Genomic DNA, 18,669 nt, shown 5'->3' with positions numbered 1-18,669 from the left:
TGGGTATAGTATTAATTCGTTAAGGCGTTTAATAGTAAATATACCCATATAGTTTGGTGTTGTCTCATTGGTATTTCGTATAGTATCGATTAAATCGTAGTGAATAGCTCTTTTTTATATGGCTATTAATAGCACATCTATTTTTCGCTCTTGTACGAAATATCTGTGGGTATAACATGACTGAATATCGTGATTCATTGTGATAATGAATGAGTCGATATAACTGCCGGTTAAATAAGGTTTGCTGTGAATTTTGAAATAATAACGACAACTCAACGTTTAGACACAATCTGTGATCATGCCCGCACATATTCGGTAGTTATGCTTGATACCGAGTTTGTACGTACTCGTACGCTTTATCCTAAGTTGGGTCTTATTCAAATGTTTGATGGTGATAATCTTGTATTGATTGATCCTATTGAAATTGAAGACTTAACACCATTTTGGGATTTACTGCGTGATCAATCTGTTATCAAAGTGCTTCATGCTTGTGGTGAAGATTTGGAAGTATTCCAGCATCATGCTGGCTGCTTACCAACACCAATGATCGATACGCAATTAATGGCGGCATTCTTGGGCCATGGTGTTTCAGCAGGTTTTGGCTCTTTAGTCAGTGAATATGTTGGTGTCGATCTAGAAAAAGGCGAAGCACGTACTAACTGGTTAGCCCGCCCACTTACAGATAAGCAACTCGACTATGCCGCTGCAGATGTCTTTTATTTGCTGCCTTTATATGAAACTTTACTTGAAAAAGTAAAAGCGAAAGGCTGGATGGATGCATTAGAGTTAGAGTGTACAGCTTTGATGCAAAAGCGTACGCAAGGTGTTGATTTAGATAAAGCTTATCGTTTAGTGAAAAATGCTTGGCAATTAAATCCTAAGCAATTAGCGGTATTGCAACAAGCCGCGAAGTGGCGAATTTTAGAAGCTCGCAAGCGTGACATCGCATTGAACTTCGTGGTGAAAGAACTGCATATTTGGAAGCTGGCTAAATATAATATTAAGTCAAAATCAGTAATGTCGACTGAAGGTTTCGAGAGTATGGAAATTCAACGCCATGCTAATCGACTGTTAAAGATTGTTCAGGATGTAGAAGATATTCCAGCTGAACAGTACCCAGAAAAAATTATCCGCTTGGTCGATTTGTCTGGTTATAAGCAGGTAGTGAAACATATCAAAGATGTGGTTACTAAAGTCGAGGTAGAAACAGGCCTTGTACCTGAGTTCCTAGCGTCTAAAAAGCAGATAAATCAGCTGATATCATGGGCGTGGAAATACCAGAAATCAGACGATAAGTTGCCTGATATGCTAAAAACATGGCGTAAACCATTGTTTGAAGAGCGCGTCTTACCGCTACTGAATAAGAAATAGACAGTACGTTTTATTTTTTAAAAAAGCCCTGAAAGTATCTTTCAGGGCTTTTTATTATTTATCTTCAGGCAACGTAACGTTTAGCTCAAGAACAGACAGATCTTCGTCTTTTTGATCGAGATTGACACTTACTTGATCTGGGTTGATATGCACGTATTTTCTAATAACCTCTAGAAGATCAAGCTTCAGTTGAGGCAAATAAGAGGGTGCACCTTGACCAGCAGAACGACGTTCAGCAACAATAATTTGTAGCCTTTCTTTCGCTACGCTTGCCGTAGTTGCCTTCTTTGGACGGAAGAACTCTAGCAAAGCCATAATAAATTAGCCTCCAAATAAGCGTTTAAGGAAGCCTTTTTTCTCTTCCTCTAAGAAACGGAATGGGCGCTCTTCGCCCAGTAAACGTGCAATAGTATCGCCGTATGCCAACCCAGCATCAGATTCTGTATCAAAGATAACGGGTTCACCTTTGTTTGATGCGTTGAGTACTGCTTGGCTTTCAGGGATAACACCTAAAAGCGGAATGTGCAGAATGTCTTCAACATCTTGAACACTCAACATATCGCCGTTAGTAACACGTGCAGGATTGTAACGTGTCAACAACAAGTGTTGCTTAACAGGCTCTTCTGCCTGTTCTGCTCGGCGAGACTTCGAATCTAGAATACCTAAAATACGGTCTGAGTCGCGAACTGAAGATACTTCAGGGTTTGTTGTAACGATGGCTTCATCGGCAAAATACAATGCCATTAAAGCGCCGGTCTCGATACCTGCTGGTGAATCACAAATAACGAACTCAAAACCCATTTCATCAAGATCATGTAGAATGCGCGCTACACCTTCTTTTGTTAGCGCATCTTTATCTCGTGTTTGAGAAGCCGGAAGTACAAAAAGGTTATCAACACGTTTGTCTTTTATTAGAGCTTGATTCAGGCTGGCTTCGCCATTTATGACATTGACAAAATCATATACAACACGACGCTCGCAACCCATGATTAAATCAAGATTACGTAAACCGATATCAAAATCGATTACAGCCGTTTTTTTCCCAGCTAGGGCTAAACCGCATGCGATTGCCGCACTGGATGTGGTTTTACCAACACCACCTTTGCCTGAGGTAACAACGATAACACGCGCCATCTATTAAATTCCTTATCAAACGTTATAGAGTTAAATGCTCTATGTTTAAATTATTTTCTGCAAGTGAGATAACGACACCTTTACCCCAGAACTCTTCCTTGATTTTATCACTAAGCCAGTAGTTACCAGCAATAGAAATCAATTCAGATTGTATATTCTGACAAAAAATTTGCGCTTGATGCTGGCCATTAGCACCTGCAATTGCACGGCCTCGTAGGTTGCCATAAACATGAATACAACCATCAGCGATAATTTCAGCACCAGCGCTGACATGGCTCATGACAACAAGGTCACAATTTTTCGCATATATTTGCTGTCCAGAACGTACCGGGGTACGAATAATTCGCGTTGGTTCAATAGCAACAGGCATATCCTTAGCCTGTTTTGCAGCATTCATAATAGCAAAGCCTGCTGATTTTGCTTCATTTTGCATGCGAGCGTCTTTACAACCACTAACACCAACAGGAATCATTCCCGCATCTTTTACATCTTCTTTTAACTGCTTAAAATTAATTTCACGCCCTGCTTGGGTTATATCTATTACAACTGGTGCAGACGCAAAGAAGTTAGGTGCCTGATTTACTTTTTCTTTTAAGTAATCAGTCGCCTTTTTTATATCCCCATCAACTAAGTGTAGGGCGGAGAGCGTAAAGGAGCTCCCTTTTAATTCTGCCATTTTGGTCATGTTCATTATATGACTTAAACTGAATTAGCCAATTAGATACGTTATCACAAAGGTACTTGCATGGTATATTCCTATAGGTATATCGGCAAGCTATCCTTGCCCTAGCATTGGAAATTCAGACAAGCTTCTCATCCAGTACCTTATCAAATTGGTATTTCATGGAATGATTAAGCAAAAAAGTTGTCTGAATTGAGTGAAGATTTCACAAACAGGCGGTTTTTGATGTTGTGTTCAATTTATAAAAGTTCAAAAAAAGAAAATACGTACTTATATATTAATAAAAAAGACGACTTTTCAGATGTGCCTGATAGTTTAATGGGAACCTTTGGAACACCGCAGTTTGTTATGGTGTTAAAGCTTGAAGGCCGTAAGTTGGCATTGGCTGATGTAGAAAAAGTGAAGGAATCACTTTCTACTGTTGGCTATTACTTACAAGTACCACCCCCAATAACCAATTTGTTACATCAATATAAGGCAGCGAAAGCCTCACAAACTTCGTAAAGGTGAATATGCACAAGCGACTGATATCGGCCATGGTGGTCATTGGATTAGGGATATCTTCATCAGCTTTTTCTGCTAATGAAGGTTTTGATGAATATGTGAGTGGATTAAAAGTTGAAGCTCGTAATAATGGAATTTCAGAGTCGATTATCAATTCTGCTTTCGACAATATTCAATATACTGAACGTGCGGTAAAGGCTGATAAAAATCAGCCTGAGAAAAAGTTGACGCTTGATGAATATATTCCTCGTGCGGTACCTGATTGGAAGGTAAAGCAAGCGAACCGTTTATATCAAGAACATAAAACAGCTTTAGAACGAATTGGTCGTGAATACGGTGTTCAACCACGATTTATTGTTGCCTTATGGGGGGTCGAAAGTAATTTTGGTCGTCTTATGGGGAATTATAATGTTGTCGAAGCACTTTCTACTTTAGCTTATGACGGGCGAAGAGAAGCTTTCTTCCGTAAACAAGTTATGGCTGCATTACAAATATTAAATGAAGGTCATATCAGTCCCGAGAATATGAAAGGTTCTTGGGCTGGTGCAATGGGACAGCCTCAATTTATGCCAACCTCCTTCCTGACTTATGCTGTGGATGGAAATAATGATGGCAAGATTGATATTTGGCAAAATGTTGATGATGTCTTTGCCTCCGCTGCCAATTACTTGAAGATGTCTGGATGGAATGATGAATATACATGGGGGCGACAAGTTAAATTAGTCTCTCCGGTTAGTTCAGGCTTAAAAGGCGTTGAACAGGAAAAAGCTAAATCATTAGCTAATTGGCAGAGTATTGGTGTTCGCAAACTTAATGGTGAGCCATTACCTGATGTTGCAATTAATGCTTGGTTGGTTCAACCAGATGATAATCATGGTCGAGCGTATCTAGTTTATGGTAATTACCAAACATTGTTAAAGTGGAATCGATCGCATTATTTTGCTTTGGCCGTTAGTCATCTAGCAGATAAAATCCGATAGTTGACGTTATTAGTATTAGGCTAATTTCTTACTTATAATCGCTTTTCAAAGCCAGACATTAATGTCTGGCTTTTTTGTGTTGAATTACCGTAATACTATATAGGTAGAACCTACTCTGCGTATTTTGTATTGTAATCGGACTGAAGATTACATCTTTGTTGTTATTTTGTATTGGGATAATGACTTAGATTGGAAACTATAAATAAGAATATTGTTATAATATTAGTATAGATGAAGTTTTATGTATTCTCTATCGCACTTGGCTTTAATTGTTTTTAAAACAGTCACTTACTGTGGGGGTGTTGGCTTGGTAGTCATTGGGTTACATTAGTTTGTGAAAGTGTTTTTATACTATAAATTTAACAGGGAAGAGTGTGGAAATAGTATATGGCAAGAATCATGGTTATGTTTATTGCTTATATTGAAGGGTATAATATTTTGGATTAAGTATAAAAAAACCCAGCCTTAACTGGGTTTATTCAGCTTGAGTTCAGCTAAATTATAATTCGAAATCTTCTAAAGATTTACCGTCATCTAGTGCTTTCTTAAGTGCACTTGGAGTACGGCCTTGACCTGTCCATGTTTTTTCTTCACCGTTTTCATCGATGAACTTATATTTAGCAGGACGAGCAGCACGTTTAGCTTTAGGTGCTTTAGCTAGGCTAGATAATAGCTCTTCAGGATCGATACCGTCAGCCATTAGCAATTCACGGTAATGGTCGAGTTTTTCTTTACGCTCAGTTTCTTTAGCTAAATCTTCAGCTTCAGCTTCAGTGCGTTCTGAAACGACACTTTGTAGCTTTTCAAGTGCTTCTTGTAGTTGTTCTACTGTATATTCACGAGAAAGTGCGCGAAGGCTACGTAGGTTTAATAGTACTTTCATTACGTCAGACATTTTTATTTCCTGTTAGTTTTAAACTAGCTGTAAATAATAATAGCAGTCAAAGTTAATTTACAGCAATAGTAATACTTTTATATGTAATGTGCCAAACAATTTATTTAATTACTAATTAAATAATGATTATTTTTCAAAGATGTTCTCATTTTTGAAAAATGTAATGGAAGATTTTGATGAGAAGCCATAATACATTTTCATTTCATATCTATTTATTAATGTGTCTGATTTCATAATAGTGAAGATAAGCATTCAGATTTAATGGTTAAAAAATCACCATGCGGGCAATATTATTCACTATTTTTGTTAAAAAATGCACTGGAACTTGTTGCAAATGAATTGTCAGTCCGTAGAATGAACCATTCCTTAACTAAGGGTAGAGGCGCATTGTCTATAAGTAACAAGCTGGAGGGTGATTCCTATGATTGCTTGTGAAAGGAGCCAATGCCGAAGTAAGAAGGCGTTAATCGAACGTTCTTGCTGGGGTTGTATCGAATAGGTGCAACACTGCCATAGTATATAATTACATTAACTATGGAGCGCTACTGTGAGGGTAGGAGAGGAGGTACCTTCTTTCCTTAAACTCTTCAAATTGCGGTATTACACCGTACTAACAGTAGATCTCCGACCAGAACCGGTTGTAGTAGAGATCATGAATATTGTAGATTTTTCCCATTCAGCTATATCACTTTTACCACCATTGGTGGCACTAGGTTTAGCTATTCTTACACGTAAAGTACTTGTTTCGTTGGGTGTAGGTGTTCTTTTAGGTGCTGTATTACTTACAGACTTCTCCGCAGGTGCAACCGTTGGTTACTTATCAACGACAGTATCAAGCTTGTTCATCGATGATGGCGCAATTAATAGTTGGAATATGAGCATTGTTGCTTTCCTTTTATTACTTGGAATGATGACAGCACTTCTTACATTATCTGGCGGTACTCGTGCTTTTGCAGAGTGGGCGCAGACTCGTATAAAAAGCAAACGCGGTGCAAAATTATTAGCAGCATTTTTAGGTGTTTTCATTTTTGTTGACGACTACTTTAATAGCCTAGCTGTTGGTTCGATTGCTCGCCCTGTAACAGACCGTTTTTATGTGTCTCGCGCTAAACTTGCTTATATCTTAGATTCTACCGCTGCCCCTATGTGTGTTCTTATGCCAGCGTCAAGCTGGGGTGCATACATTATCACCCTTATTGGTGGCATTTTAGCGTCACATGGTGTGACGGAGTATTCAGCGCTGAGTGCTTTTGTTCAGCTAGCGCCAATGAACTTCTATGCAGTCTTCGCACTTGCAATGGTATTTGTTGTTGCATGGTTCCAAATTGATGTTGGTCCAATGAAGAAGCATGAAATTCAGGCAAGCCAAGGCCGTGGATTTGATGAAGGTGATGATGATAGTCGAGCAAAAGACTTAAATGATGAGCTCGAAATCGACGAGAGCAGCAATGGTCGTGTTGCTGATTTGGTTCTGCCTATTATTGCGCTAATATTTGCTACATTCTTCTTTATGATTTTTACTGGTTATCAAGTGCTTGCCGAAGATGGTATTGCATTTAATATTCTTGGTGCTTTTGAAAATACCGATGTTGGTTTATCGCTTTGCTACGGTGGCTTAATTGGTCTGATTTCAGCTCTAGTACCTGTGATTCGTCAGAAGATCCCAATGGCCGATGTTGCAAAGACAATGTGGATTGGTGCTAAATCGATGTTTGGTGCGATTCTAATCCTTCTATTTGCATGGAGTATTGGTAGTGTTATTGGTGATATGGCAACCGGTAAATACCTGTCTACTCTTGTGCAGGGCAATATTAACCCGATGTTGTTACCTATGATTCTATTTGTGCTTGCTGGCATTATGGCTTTCTCGACAGGTACTTCATGGGGCACATTCGGTATTATGCTTCCGATTGCCGGAGACCTTGCTGGTGCAACGGATATCGCATTAATGTTACCAATGTTGGGTGCAGTATTAGCTGGTTCAGTGTTTGGTGACCACTGTTCACCGATTTCAGATACAACGATTCTGTCTTCAACGGGGGCTCGTTGTCATCATATTGATCACGTTTCAACGCAGTTGCCTTATGCGCTATCTGTCGCGTTTGTATCGGTTATTGGCTTCTTAGTACTTGGCATGACGGATTCATTACCTGTTGCCTTCATGGCTGCAACGATTACCTTTATTCTTGTATGTGTACTCTTGTCTTGGTTGTCTCGACGCCCTAAAGGCACAACAGCTAACGCATAACGCGTGCATACTAAACGGTAAGAAAATACGAAAGCCTGTGATATTTTCACAGGCTTTTTTCGTTTTGATTCATTTTATCAGCGCTACGCACCATTATTAGCATTTCTCTCTGGTCGAGACTTTCAATTTACAGGGGTTTTCTGTAGCATCTCGGCTGATTTTGAACCAAGCTAATTGTCTTATTAGGGGAGCCACATGGCCCAGATGTATTTCTATTACTCTGCAATGAATGCGGGTAAATCGACAACATTATTGCAGTCATCTTTTAATTATCGCGAACGCGGTATGAGACCAGTGATTTTTACAGCTGCAATTGATGACCGATTTGGTGCAGGGAAGGTGAGTTCTAGAATTGGTTTGGAAGAAGACGCTGAGCTATATAATAAAAGCGACGATCTTTGGTCTAAATTAAGCGTGATGTATGCAGATACACATATTGATTGTGTATTAATAGATGAATGCCAATTTTTAACAAAAGAACAAGTTTACCAATTAACAGAAGTCGTCGATAAGTTACATATTCCTGTTCTATGTTATGGGTTACGCAGTGATTTCCGTGGCGAGCTATTTGATGGCAGTCGATATTTGCTTTCTTGGGCTGATAAGCTCGTAGAGTTAAAAACAATTTGTCATTGCGGCCGCAAGGCTAATATGGTTATTCGCCAAGATGAAACGGGTCATGCCATTGCTGATGGCGATCAAGTCGAAATTGGTGGTAATGATCGCTATGTTTCAGTTTGTCGAAAGCATTATAAAGAAGCGTTAGGTCGTTAATAACGATACCGCACATAGTTGTATAACATGAATTAAAAAAGGGAGCATTGCTCCCTTTTTGTTTATTTTAATAACAGTGAACGCTTTGGTTTAAAATTATAAATAACCAGTTTAAGCCTATTATTTGTTATGACGTTCTTGCAATTTTTCAGTAACGTCAGACAAGCTTAGTCCCTGATCTTGTAGTAAAACAATTAGGTGATAGATCAGATCTGCCGATTCACACACTAATTCCGCCTTGTCACCCGACGTTGCCGCAAGCGCGACTTCAACGCCTTCTTCGCCCACTTTTTGCGAAATACGTTTGGTGCCACGAGCGTATAAACTGGCCGTGTAAGACGATTCGGGATCTGCACCTTTACGATTAGCCAAGACTTGCTCAAGTTGATGAAGAAACACCAATGCAGGTTGTTCTTGCTTGCCTTCTGCATCGTTGTCGAAGCATGTTGGTGTACCTAAGTGACAAGTTGGCCCTATAGGGTTCACTTTTACTAATAATGTATCTTGGTCACAATCAAGGTTGATACTTTTAAGCTCGAGTACATTGCCAGAGGTTTCTCCCTTTGTCCAAAGGCGCTCTTTGGTGCGAGACCAGAACGTGACTTGTTTTGTTTCTAGCGTCTTGTTTAAAGCTTCTTGGTTCATATACCCTAACATCAGTACTTGACCACTGGTGTTGTCTTGAATGACAGCAGGGACTAATCCGTCTACTTTTTTCCAATTAATTGTTGTTACAAGGCTCATAGTCGGATCTCCACATTCTGTTCTTTTAAGTACTGCTTAAGTTTACCAATATTGATGATTTGCTTGTGGAATACGGAAGCGGCAAGTGCACCGTCCACATTGGCTTTTTGATAAGCATCTGCAAAGTGAACCATTTCACCTGCACCACCAGAAGCAATTAAAGGAACATGGCAAACTTCACGTACCATATTTAATTGCTTTAGATCGTAACCGTTACGAACGCCATCTTGGTTCATCATGTTTAATACAATTTCACCTGCGCCACGTTTTTGTACTTCCTGAACCCAATCACAGGTTTCCCATTGAGTTGCTTTAGTGCGCGATTCATCACCAGTAAATTGATAAACCTGATATTTACCTGTTTCAGCATCAAAGTATGAATCAATACCCACCACGATACATTGCACGCCAAATTTATCAGCAAGTTCTGTGATAAGTGCAGGGTTGGCAAGGGCTGGGGAATTTATCGATACTTTATCGGCACCAAATTGCAATATACGGCTCGCATCTTCAACAGATTTAATACCACCAGCAACACAGAAAGGAATATCAATAACTTCAGCGACACGAGCTACCCAGCTTTTATCAACGACACGACCATCACTGGATGCGGTAATATCATAAAAAACCAGCTCGTCAGCGCCTTCTTCTGCGTAGCGCTTGGCTAAAGGGACAATATCACCAATAATTTCGTGATTACGGAACTGCACCCCTTTTACTACTTGACCGTCTCGAACGTCTAAACAAGGAACGATTCGTTTAGCTAACATAATTGTTTGACTCCTTGTTCTAGCTATTCCAGCAGTGGAAAGCATCTTCAGCAGTAAAGTTACCGTCTAATAAAGCACGACCTACAATGACGCCAGCTACACCGCTGCCTTTTAAGGCTGCAATATCGTTTAAGTCACCGATACCGCCTGAAGATTGAAATTGTACTTGTGGGTATTGAGCACAAAGGTCGACATATAGCTCAACATTAGAGCCAGCCAAGGTGCCGTCACGTGAAATATCAGTACATAAAACGTGTTTTAGACCAACGGTTAGGAAGTCTTCAAGCAATGCTTCAATGCTTACACCTGAATCTTCTTGCCAGCCAGAAATAGCCACGTTGCGGTTACCGTCTTTATCTATATTAACGTCTAGGGCTAGAACAATGTGCTCTGGTCCGTATTTTTCCATCCAACTTTTTACCATTTCTGGTTGTTTTACGGCAGTAGAACCAATAACAACACGTTGTGCGCCTGCTTCCAATAGATCAAACACATCTTTCTCTGACCGTACACCTCCACCAATTTGTATATTTGCTGGGGTGCTTGCCAATAATTGGCTGATTAGGTCTAGTTGGCGTGCTGATGTGTCTTTTGCGCCGGTAAGATCGACTAAATGTAGCCAGTTTGCACCGGCTTGGTTATATCGTTTAAATTGTTCTGCTGGGTCTACTTTGTATTCAGTGACTTGACCATAATCGCCTTGAAACAAACGAACGACTTGACCATTAATTAAATCGAGTGCGGGAATAATCATCCTAAATCCTTTTTATGCATGTAAATCACTTTATGTGAAAAATATGATGTTAAGTAACAGGCTACATCTCTAAAAAATTCTTAATCAGTTGAGAGCCTGCTTTGCTAGAACGTTCAGGATGGAACTGCACACCATAATAATTGCCACTTTGAATTGCTGCACTAAAAGGCTGACCATACTCACACTGGGCGATGGTGTAATCGTTAACTTCAGTAGATACTGGCATGGCGTAACTATGTACAAAATAGAAGTAGCTGCCTGCTGGAATACCTTGAAATAATGGGTGATTGTCCACCGGAGTAATCGTATTCCAACCCATGTGAGGTAAGGGTAAATCGCCTGTTTTTAATTTTTTAATTGGGGCGTCGCACAGGTTTAAACAAGGAACAAGCTCTTTTCCGTTCTGTCCTTGTTCCTCGGATAATGCACCCAGTAATTGCATCCCTAGACAGATGCCGAGTAATGGCTTATCAACTTGCTTGACGAGTTCAACTAAATCTCGCTCTTGCAGGTTTTTCATGGCTTCACTTGCCGTGCCTACACCGGGAAGAAATAATTTATCCGCATTTAGTACCACGCTTGTTTCTTTACTTATCGTAACGGTATAGCCCAAGCGCTCAATCGCAAAGCGAACAGAAGATACATTGGCACAGCCGGTATCAATGATGACAACTTTTTGATTTTCACTTGCCATTACAGAACTCCTTTACTGCTTGGTAGCTCATTACCGTCAACACGAATTGCTTGGCGTAATGTGCGACCAAATGCTTTGAACAAGCTTTCTACAATGTGGTGATCGTTATGACCTGTCGATGAAAGGTGCAAGGTACACGCCAGCGTATCAGTAAGGGAGCGGAAGAAGTGCGATACCATTTCAGTTGAAAGATCGCCAACCTGATCGCGTCCAAATTCTGCTTCAAATTTTAAATAAGGGCGACCTGATAAATCTAATGCACATTGTGCTAAGCATTCATCCATTGGTAAGCTAAAGCCAAAACGACCAATACCGCGTTTATCACCCAGTGCTTCTTTGAGTGCTTGCCCTAATGCGAGGGCAGTATCTTCAATGCTGTGGTGATCATCGATGTGTAAGTCACCTTTCACATTAACCTGCATTTGAAAGCCACCGTGTGTTGCAATTTGATCGAGCATGTGGTCAAAGAAGCCCAAGCCTGTCTCAATAGAGTTCCCACCAGTTTGGTCTAAATTCACTTTAACGCGAATGTCAGTTTCCTTGGTGGTACGAACAACTTCAGCAATACGAGGGTTTGTTGTTAGGTCTTTTACAATCTGCTGCCAGTTTAAGCTGCTCTTATCGGTAGGTAGTGGGTTGTATTGAATACCTTTGATGGCCATATTTTCAGCTAACTGAAGATCAGTTTGACGATCGCCAATTACTGCAGATGTTGCGAAATCAACCCGACCTTGCTGTAGGTAACTTTTCACTAATCCTAGTTTTGGTTTACGGCAGCTGCAGTTGTCTTCATTGAAGTGTGGGCAAATTAATACATCATCAAACTTAACACCTTGCGACTCGAAGATTTCCATCATCATATTTTGCGGTGCATCGAAATCTGCTTGTGGGTAGCTATCTGTTCCCAAACCATCTTGGTTAGTCACCATTACAAGTTTATATCCTGCATCTTGCAGCGTTAACAGTGCTGGTATAACAAACGGTTCTAGCTTGAGTTTATCTAATCGATCAACTTGAAAATCAACGGGTGGCTCAACAATTAAGGTGCCATCCCGATCAATAAATAGAATTTTTTCTTTGCTCACAATGTACTTCCTTGTGTTTAATTAGATGCGTTTAATTCATCATTATTTGCTGATGCATTGCCTTGTGATATGACATGAGCACGAATAAAGGCCAGTGTTTTTTCACATTCATCACGATTACCGACACTGATACGAATGCAGTTTTCAATAGGAGATCGTCGTAAAATAATGCCGTGATCCCATAATGCGGTAAATAAAGCATCGGCTTGTGAGAATTTCACCAGTAAATAATTACCGTAGCCATCATAGACAGTGACACCTGGCAGCATCCCTAACCCGGCTTGCAAGTAAGCACGATTTGCACTGATGTCGAGTACTTGATATTTCGTTTTAGCACGACCAGCGACAGACAAGGCTTGAACAGCTATATCAGCAACTGGCACTGGCACTGGGTACGGTGCAATAACTTTCAACAATAAGTTAATAACGTCAGTATTGGCTAGCGTAAAACCACAACGTAAGCCTGCTAATGCAAATGCTTTTGATAGCGTACGAAGGATCACTAAGTGTGGGTATTTGGCGAGTAGATCTACCGTCGAGGTTTCAAGGCAAAAGTCGATATATGCTTCATCAACGACCACAATTGCTTTGTCTGTGGTCATATCAAGTAGCTTTTCGATATCTCGACGCTTCATGACGTTACCAGTAGGGTTGTTAGGGCTACAAATGAACACTAATTTAACCCCATTAAGGTTATTTTCAATCGAAGGCAGATCTAATTGCCATTCCGGTGTTAGTGGCACTATTTTCGTATTGATATCAAACGTTTCTGCACTGATAGCATACATGCCATATGTCGGTGGGCAATAAAGAATGCTGTCTTGGTTTGGTTCGCAGAATGTGCGAATTAATAATTCGATACCTTCGTCGGCACCACGGGATGTCAAAACTTGCTTACTATCAACCCCCGCATAATCAGCATAAGCTTGAATCAGCTCAGCTGGTTGGCATTCACTATAACGGTTTAGGCGGCTACAGGTGACACTATATTCATTTGCAAAAGGGGATTCGTTTGCGTTTAGCCAAATATCACCACTACCGCCTAAACGACGTGCTGATTGGTAAGGCGTAAGTTCGCGTATTGTTTTACGCGCTAATTCTTCAATGCTCATTATTACGCCTCCTTTTCTTTAACTTGTTGTGCTTTTAATATTGCTTGCTGTTGCAATTTTTCGATACGGATAGTAACAGCGCGTTTATGTGCATCTAACCCTTCAGCTTCAGCCATGGTAACCACGGTAGGCGCTAAGGTTTTTAGGCCATCAGCGGTAAGCTCTTGTACTGTCATACGTTTAGAAAAATCAGCAAGACCTAAGCTTGAATAGGTACGTGTGTAACCATAGGTTGGTAGCACATGGTTAGTGCCAGAGGCGTAATCACCCACTGATTCTGGCGACCAATCACCAAGAAAGATTGAGCCAGCATTATCCAATAAAGGCACTAACTCTCGCGGTTCACGCGTTTGTACAATTAAGTGCTCAGGACCGTAGTGGTTAGAAATAGAGATACACTGTGTGATTGTTTCTGTAACAATTAAAATACTAGAGCCCAAGGCTTGGCGAGCAATATCAGCACGAGGTAATACTTTCAGTTGCTGCTGAATAGCATCAGCCACACGATCAGCTATGCTTGGTTCTGGTGTTAACAAAATAACTTGAGAGTCAGGTCCGTGTTCCGCTTGGCTTAATAAATCTGCGGCAATGAAATCAGGATCAGCTGTTTTATCGGCAATGACTAATACTTCGGAAGGGCCCGCAGGCATGTCAATTGCCGAACCACGGAAATCATTGCTGACTTGGCGTTTTGCTTCTGTCACGAAGGCATTACCCGGTCCGAAAATCTTATCGACTTTCGTGACTGATTTTGTGCCATAAGCCATAGCTGCAATGGCTTGAGAGCCGCCAGCATTATAGATTTCTGTAATGCCACATAGTTGGGCCACATATAATATTTCATCGGCAATGGGGGGCGGTGAGCATAAAACGACCTGACGGCATCCTGCAATTTGTGCGGGAACACCCAGCATTAATACTGTCGATGGTAATGGTGCACTACCACCAGGAATGTATAAACCAACAGAGTTTATTGGTCGTGTTACTTGCTCACATACCACACCTGGTTGTGTTTCAACACGAAGCGGCTTTATTTTCTGTGCTTTGTGGAATGTTGAGATATTTTGATAAGCCTGTTGCAGCGCCTGTTTCATGCTATTGCTAAGCCGTGATGAAGCTGCCGCTACTTCCTGTTCAGACACTCTGATTGAATCAGGGCGAACACGATCAAATTTTTCAGTGAGATCTAATAGTGCTTCATCACCACGTTGACGGATATCAGCAATCACATCAGCGACAATGGCGGTAATATTTGCACCTTCAGTTATTGCTGGACGCTGAAGTAAAGATTCTTGCTGGTTTTCACTGAGAGATTGCCAAACAACCGTTTTCATTGTGTTACTCCATCATTTTTTCAATTGGCAGTACTAGAATAGAGCTCGCCCCTAATTCTTTTAATTGTTCCATCGTTTCCCAGAACAAGTTTTCAGTACTGACAAGATGAACGGCTACGCGGTTGTTATTTTGTGATAGTGGTAATACGGTTGGATCTTCAGCACCAGGTAGCAGCATTTTAATTTGCTCAAGACGATCTGTTGGTGCATGTAGCATGATGTATTTTGATTCTTTTGCCTGAATGACACCCTGCATACGTGTTAACAAACGATCAATTAGCGCTTGTTTTTCGGCACCTAGATCGGCTGTACATTGAATTAGTACAGCTTTAGAGCGAAGAATAACCGCGGCTTCTTTTAGCCCATTGGCTTCCAGCGTTGCTCCTGTTGATACAAGGTCACAAATTGCATCGGCTAGACCTGCGCGAGGAGCGACTTCAACAGAGCCGTTTAGCATACAAGGGCTGAATGTAACGCCTTGTTCGTCCATATAACGTTTAACAAGTTGAGGGTAGGTTGTAGCGATACGCTTACCTTGAAGATCTTGTGGTCCGTTATACGTTTCATCTTTGTCGATAGCGATAGACAAGCGACAGCCACCAAAATCTAAACGACGAAGCTTTTTATAATCAGAAGGTTCATTGCGAGCAGCACGTTCTAGCCCTACTTCTTCTAGCTCATTCTCACCAATAACCCCAAGATCAACAACACCATCCATAATAAGACCAGGAATGTCATCATCACGAACAAGGAGTAGGTCGATAGGCATATTTTCAGAATGAACCACTAGGCGCTCACCGACCATATTGAATTTAACACCGCAACGCTTAAGTAAATCTTGGCACTCTTTACTCAGACGTCCTTTCTTTTGAATCGCAATTCTTAATCGTTGTGTTTGCATGGTCATATTCCTTAATCCAATTCTGTAAAGTTAATCTTTTAAAGCCCTAAAACGCAAAAACCCTCGGAAGTGATGTTCTCCGAGGGTTTGAATTCTTTATTTTATCAAACACTGGAAGATTTTTTGGCTGTCTTCCAGAGTGAGGCGTATCCTCCCGAAAGACTAGTCAGGATGATGATGGTGATGTAGATTTACCATTGGGATACGCATAATTATTTACTCTGTATAGATAGTTACTTAATACACTTGTGTGTAATGCTTGGTATTCACACTAACGAAGCTCATTAGAATTTGCAACATTAATTTTATGTAAATAGTAAATTCATTATTGATACCGTCTAAAGTGCCTATTTGTACTCGCTTTCTCACGGAGGTACAGCGTATCCCGTGAGGAAGCTCTAAGTTGTATTAACAAAAATGTAGCAGTGTGTACGTTAGTAAATGAGCCAATCAAACATAAATATCTAATAACCCTTTTTTTTGTTTATTTACTTGTTGTTCTTCGGGTTGTTCGAGTGCGTCTTCTTGCTTAGGCTCGACCCGTTGATGGCGATCAGTGATCATAGTTGATTGGGTCACTTTTTTGAGCTGTTTCTGTGCAGTTCGCGGCAGATTGTTGTTGGTATTGATCATGTCTTTCCCTCCACGTTTATTATGTATATAAAACCGTGTCGGCACATTAGTGAACATCTTGAGTGTTTTTTGTTCTATTTTTTGTATTAACACTGCCATTATGATTAATGATGACATGCTAGGTGGTTTTTATTTAAAGAAATGTTGAAGGCGGGATAAGCAAAGAAGCAAGCTAAGAGAGACCCGCTAATGCTGATCTCAAGAACTTTTTAAGACAAGTGATGTGTTTTTGTTGCTGAGGTTATCCGCAACACTTTTTGAATTTTTTACCACTGCCACAGGTGCAAGGGTCATTGCGCCCGATGGTTTTGGTACTTACTGCTGGTTGAATTGCTGGTGGTGTTTCTGCAGTTTCTTCAGCTATGTGGTTTTCAGGATAATCGCCATCGATATAGAACCATTGCAGTTCTCCGTTGACTGTTTCTTGCAGAAAACGAGATCGTTCATGCAGCGTATATTGATCTTTTCCATCTTGATACATGGCTCTGAATTCAACAAAACCTTCACCATTGTCAGCAATCTCACTGTTTATGACTTGAAGCCCAAGCCATTTTGAGTGAACTGAATCTGCAATTGCTTCGCGGTGTTGCTCTGCTTCACAACTTGGGTGGTAGGTAGCAACAACAAAATCAACAAGGCCTAGAACGTGCGCACTGTAACGCGCACGCATAATTTGTTCAGGGTGTGTCGCTGATGTTGCTGATTGATGTATTGGCTGACAACATTCTGCAAGTTGTTTTTTGCTACCACATGGGCATAACGTGATTTGATTAGACATGATTATTTGGTCGCTGATGATTTCTCAATAATTGCCGACCATTTTAATGACTCAACATAGACATCTGCAACGTTTGTTTCATCAATACCCAGTTCTTTGCTGTAGAGAGAGACTTTACCCCAATCTGCCTGGTCATAAGCGATGACTAATTTAAGCATTATGCCGAGAGGCCCAGTTTTGTTCACTAGTGCAGCTTGAATTTCAGCGCTTAAAGGCAATTGTTCAATTAACTCTTCAATTGATTGATCAAGTAATGAATCAAGAAGTGAAAATAAGCCCGTTAAAAAAGCCTGATTACTCACTATTTTTGGGGTGGTAAGTAAACTTAAACGTTCACAAAAGTTAGCTCTTTGTAAGGAGAGGTTATATAACGATTGGGGTTTTTCTGCCAAAGCATGAGACGCAGCAACAAAAGAAATAAAGCGGCGTAATTTTTCTTCACCTAAATAGACTAATGCCTGTTTGAACGATGAAATAGGCTGCGATTTTGACGATGTAATGGTGTTTACATGGCGAAGTAATTTGTATGACAGTGATACATCAGTGGCTATAATTTGTTCAACTTTATTAAAGTTAACTTGCGGTAAGCATATTTCTTGATAAAGCTGCATTGTTGTTAAAGCTGATGGTGTCAGTGATCTACTTTGTACCATTTCGGGCTTACTAAAAAAGAAGCCTTGGAAAAAATCAAATCCAGCATTACGAGCTTCAATGAATTCAGCATACGTTTCGACTTTTTCTGCTAAAAACTTGATATTATTTTTCTTATGTTTTTGTATAAAAAAGTGCGTTCTGCCAATTGGTATCGCACGTATATCAAATTTAATAATATGGATAAAAGGTAGAAAACGTAGCCAATTTTCACTTGGAACAAAGTCATCCAATGCCAGCGTGTAGCCTTTTTGATGAAGTTCCATAATAGCGTCTAGTAATGCATCTGAAGGGGTGCAACTTTCCAGAATCTCAATCACAAAGCTTTGTTTGGGAAAAAGAAGAGGCGTTCTTTGAAGAAGGCTTGATTCTGGGAAATTTACGAAAGCTTTTTTCCCTGCGGTCACTTGTGATGACCCTGAAGTGAAAAAATTATCGATCAATAAACGATTGGTTGCGAGTTCATCTTCAACATCGGGGAAGCAATTATTGGGTCCATCTCGAAAAAGTAATTCGTACCCTACGGTTACTTTGTCTTTATTTAGAATAGGTTGCCGTGCTAGGTATGAATGCATGTGCTTTTCGTATAACCAATATGAAGAAAATGAATAGGAAAACAATGCCA

Annotated in this window: 20 protein-coding genes, 1 riboswitch and 1 other annotated feature; of the genes, 5 read left to right on the top strand and 15 right to left on the bottom strand. The window is 40.4% G+C overall.

The features are described 5' to 3' along the window. Nucleotides 1-246 precede the first annotated feature (246 nt). On the top strand, nt 247-1,371 hold the full coding sequence (rnd, locus tag C9J48_RS03010; RefSeq protein WP_006231140.1) for a ribonuclease D: 1,125 nt from the start codon (nt 247-249) through the stop codon (nt 1,369-1,371). A 54-nt stretch (nt 1,372-1,425) separates the two neighbouring features. Here the strand turns inward: rnd and minE are convergent, their stop codons facing one another. Genes minE through minC form a run of 3 tightly spaced genes read right to left on the bottom strand, consistent with a single transcriptional unit; the run spans nt 1,426 to nt 3,190 of the window. Next, nucleotides 1,426-1,686 carry a cell division topological specificity factor MinE gene (gene minE / locus C9J48_RS03005; protein ID WP_006231141.1) on the bottom strand — a complete coding sequence of 87 codons (261 nt, stop codon included), beginning with the start codon at nt 1,684-1,686 and terminating at the stop codon, nt 1,426-1,428. 6 nt (nt 1,687-1,692) lie between these two features. Continuing rightward, complete coding sequence (minD, locus tag C9J48_RS03000) at nt 1,693-2,505, bottom strand: septum site-determining protein MinD (protein WP_006231142.1); 813 nt, start codon at nt 2,503-2,505, stop codon at nt 1,693-1,695. 22 nt (nt 2,506-2,527) lie between these two features. After that, nucleotides 2,528-3,190 carry a septum site-determining protein MinC gene (gene minC, locus C9J48_RS02995; RefSeq protein WP_036803313.1) on the bottom strand — a complete coding sequence of 221 codons (663 nt, stop codon included), beginning with the start codon at nt 3,188-3,190 and terminating at the stop codon, nt 2,528-2,530. A 222-nt stretch (nt 3,191-3,412) separates the two neighbouring features. Between minC and C9J48_RS02990 the strand changes: the two genes are divergently transcribed. Beyond that, nucleotides 3,413-3,691, top strand: coding sequence for a YcgL domain-containing protein (locus tag C9J48_RS02990; RefSeq protein WP_006231145.1), 279 nt, complete (start codon nt 3,413-3,415; stop codon nt 3,689-3,691). 8 nt (nt 3,692-3,699) lie between these two features. Next, nucleotides 3,700-4,671 carry a lytic murein transglycosylase gene (locus C9J48_RS02985; protein WP_006231146.1) on the top strand — a complete coding sequence of 324 codons (972 nt, stop codon included), beginning with the start codon at nt 3,700-3,702 and terminating at the stop codon, nt 4,669-4,671. Nucleotides 4,672-5,170: 499 nt separating this feature from the next. Here the strand turns inward: C9J48_RS02985 and C9J48_RS02980 are convergent, their stop codons facing one another. Continuing rightward, nucleotides 5,171-5,566, bottom strand: a complete 396-nt coding sequence (locus C9J48_RS02980; RefSeq protein ID WP_006231147.1) for an H-NS family histone-like protein — start codon at nt 5,564-5,566, stop codon at nt 5,171-5,173. 369 nt (nt 5,567-5,935) lie between these two features. Continuing rightward, nucleotides 5,936-6,119, top strand: a riboswitch (Lysine riboswitch). Between the two features lie 99 nt (nt 6,120-6,218). On the opposite strand from C9J48_RS02980, the gene C9J48_RS02975 reads away from it, so the two are divergent. Together C9J48_RS02975 and C9J48_RS02970 are read left to right on the top strand one after the other, a co-directional pair. Then, nucleotides 6,219-7,814 (top strand): Na+/H+ antiporter NhaC family protein, encoded by a 1,596-nt coding sequence (locus C9J48_RS02975; RefSeq protein ID WP_006231148.1) that lies wholly within the window; start codon nt 6,219-6,221, stop codon nt 7,812-7,814. Between the two features lie 195 nt (nt 7,815-8,009). Beyond that, nucleotides 8,010-8,588, top strand: coding sequence for a thymidine kinase (locus C9J48_RS02970; RefSeq protein WP_006231149.1), 579 nt, complete (start codon nt 8,010-8,012; stop codon nt 8,586-8,588). Nucleotides 8,589-8,708: 120 nt separating this feature from the next. Here the strand turns inward: C9J48_RS02970 and hisIE are convergent, their stop codons facing one another. The 11 genes from hisIE to C9J48_RS02915 form a co-directional block, all read right to left on the bottom strand. After that, a complete protein-coding gene (gene hisIE / locus C9J48_RS02965) occupies nt 8,709-9,332 on the bottom strand; it encodes a bifunctional phosphoribosyl-AMP cyclohydrolase/phosphoribosyl-ATP diphosphatase HisIE (RefSeq protein ID WP_006231150.1) in 624 nt (207 codons plus the stop codon). Then, nucleotides 9,329-10,102 carry an imidazole glycerol phosphate synthase subunit HisF gene (hisF, locus tag C9J48_RS02960; protein WP_006231152.1) on the bottom strand — a complete coding sequence of 258 codons (774 nt, stop codon included), beginning with the start codon at nt 10,100-10,102 and terminating at the stop codon, nt 9,329-9,331. Before hisF ends, hisIE begins: the two co-directional genes overlap by 4 nt. A 19-nt stretch (nt 10,103-10,121) precedes the next feature. After that, complete coding sequence (gene hisA / locus C9J48_RS02955; RefSeq protein ID WP_006231153.1) at nt 10,122-10,856, bottom strand: 1-(5-phosphoribosyl)-5-[(5-phosphoribosylamino)methylideneamino]imidazole-4-carboxamide isomerase; 735 nt, start codon at nt 10,854-10,856, stop codon at nt 10,122-10,124. A 61-nt stretch (nt 10,857-10,917) separates the two neighbouring features. Then, nucleotides 10,918-11,550 carry an imidazole glycerol phosphate synthase subunit HisH gene (hisH, locus tag C9J48_RS02950; RefSeq protein ID WP_006231154.1) on the bottom strand — a complete coding sequence of 211 codons (633 nt, stop codon included), beginning with the start codon at nt 11,548-11,550 and terminating at the stop codon, nt 10,918-10,920. Next, nucleotides 11,550-12,635, bottom strand: a complete 1,086-nt coding sequence (gene hisB, locus C9J48_RS02945) for a bifunctional histidinol-phosphatase/imidazoleglycerol-phosphate dehydratase HisB (protein ID WP_006231155.1) — start codon at nt 12,633-12,635, stop codon at nt 11,550-11,552. Before hisB ends, hisH begins: the two co-directional genes overlap by 1 nt. A gap of 17 nt (nt 12,636-12,652) precedes the next feature. Further along, nucleotides 12,653-13,747, bottom strand: coding sequence for a histidinol-phosphate transaminase (gene hisC / locus C9J48_RS02940; RefSeq protein WP_006231156.1), 1,095 nt, complete (start codon nt 13,745-13,747; stop codon nt 12,653-12,655). Nucleotides 13,748-13,749: 2 nt separating this feature from the next. Then, the gene (gene hisD / locus C9J48_RS02935; RefSeq protein WP_006231157.1) at nt 13,750-15,081 is read right to left on the bottom strand and encodes a histidinol dehydrogenase; all 1,332 of its coding nucleotides are present in this window, start codon (nt 15,079-15,081) and stop codon (nt 13,750-13,752) included. A 4-nt stretch (nt 15,082-15,085) separates the two neighbouring features. Further along, entirely contained in the window at nt 15,086-15,982 is an 897-nt protein-coding gene (gene hisG, locus C9J48_RS02930; RefSeq protein ID WP_006231158.1) for an ATP phosphoribosyltransferase, read from the bottom strand. Between the two features lie 51 nt (nt 15,983-16,033). Then, nucleotides 16,034-16,169, bottom strand: a sequence feature (His leader region). Nucleotides 16,170-16,432: 263 nt separating this feature from the next. After that, nucleotides 16,433-16,615 carry a hypothetical protein gene (locus C9J48_RS02925; protein ID WP_006231159.1) on the bottom strand — a complete coding sequence of 61 codons (183 nt, stop codon included), beginning with the start codon at nt 16,613-16,615 and terminating at the stop codon, nt 16,433-16,435. Nucleotides 16,616-16,856: 241 nt separating this feature from the next. After that, entirely contained in the window at nt 16,857-17,393 is a 537-nt protein-coding gene (locus tag C9J48_RS02920; protein ID WP_006231160.1) for a YchJ family protein, read from the bottom strand. A 2-nt stretch (nt 17,394-17,395) separates the two neighbouring features. Next, complete coding sequence (locus tag C9J48_RS02915; RefSeq protein ID WP_006231161.1) at nt 17,396-18,619, bottom strand: EAL and HDOD domain-containing protein; 1,224 nt, start codon at nt 18,617-18,619, stop codon at nt 17,396-17,398. Between the last annotated feature and the right edge of the window lie 50 nt (nt 18,620-18,669).

Origin of the sequence: Photobacterium profundum (assembly GCF_003026285.1) — a bacterium.
Classification (GTDB): domain Bacteria; phylum Pseudomonadota; class Gammaproteobacteria; order Enterobacterales; family Vibrionaceae; genus Photobacterium; species Photobacterium profundum.
This window is presented reverse-complemented; position numbering and strand designations above follow the sequence as displayed.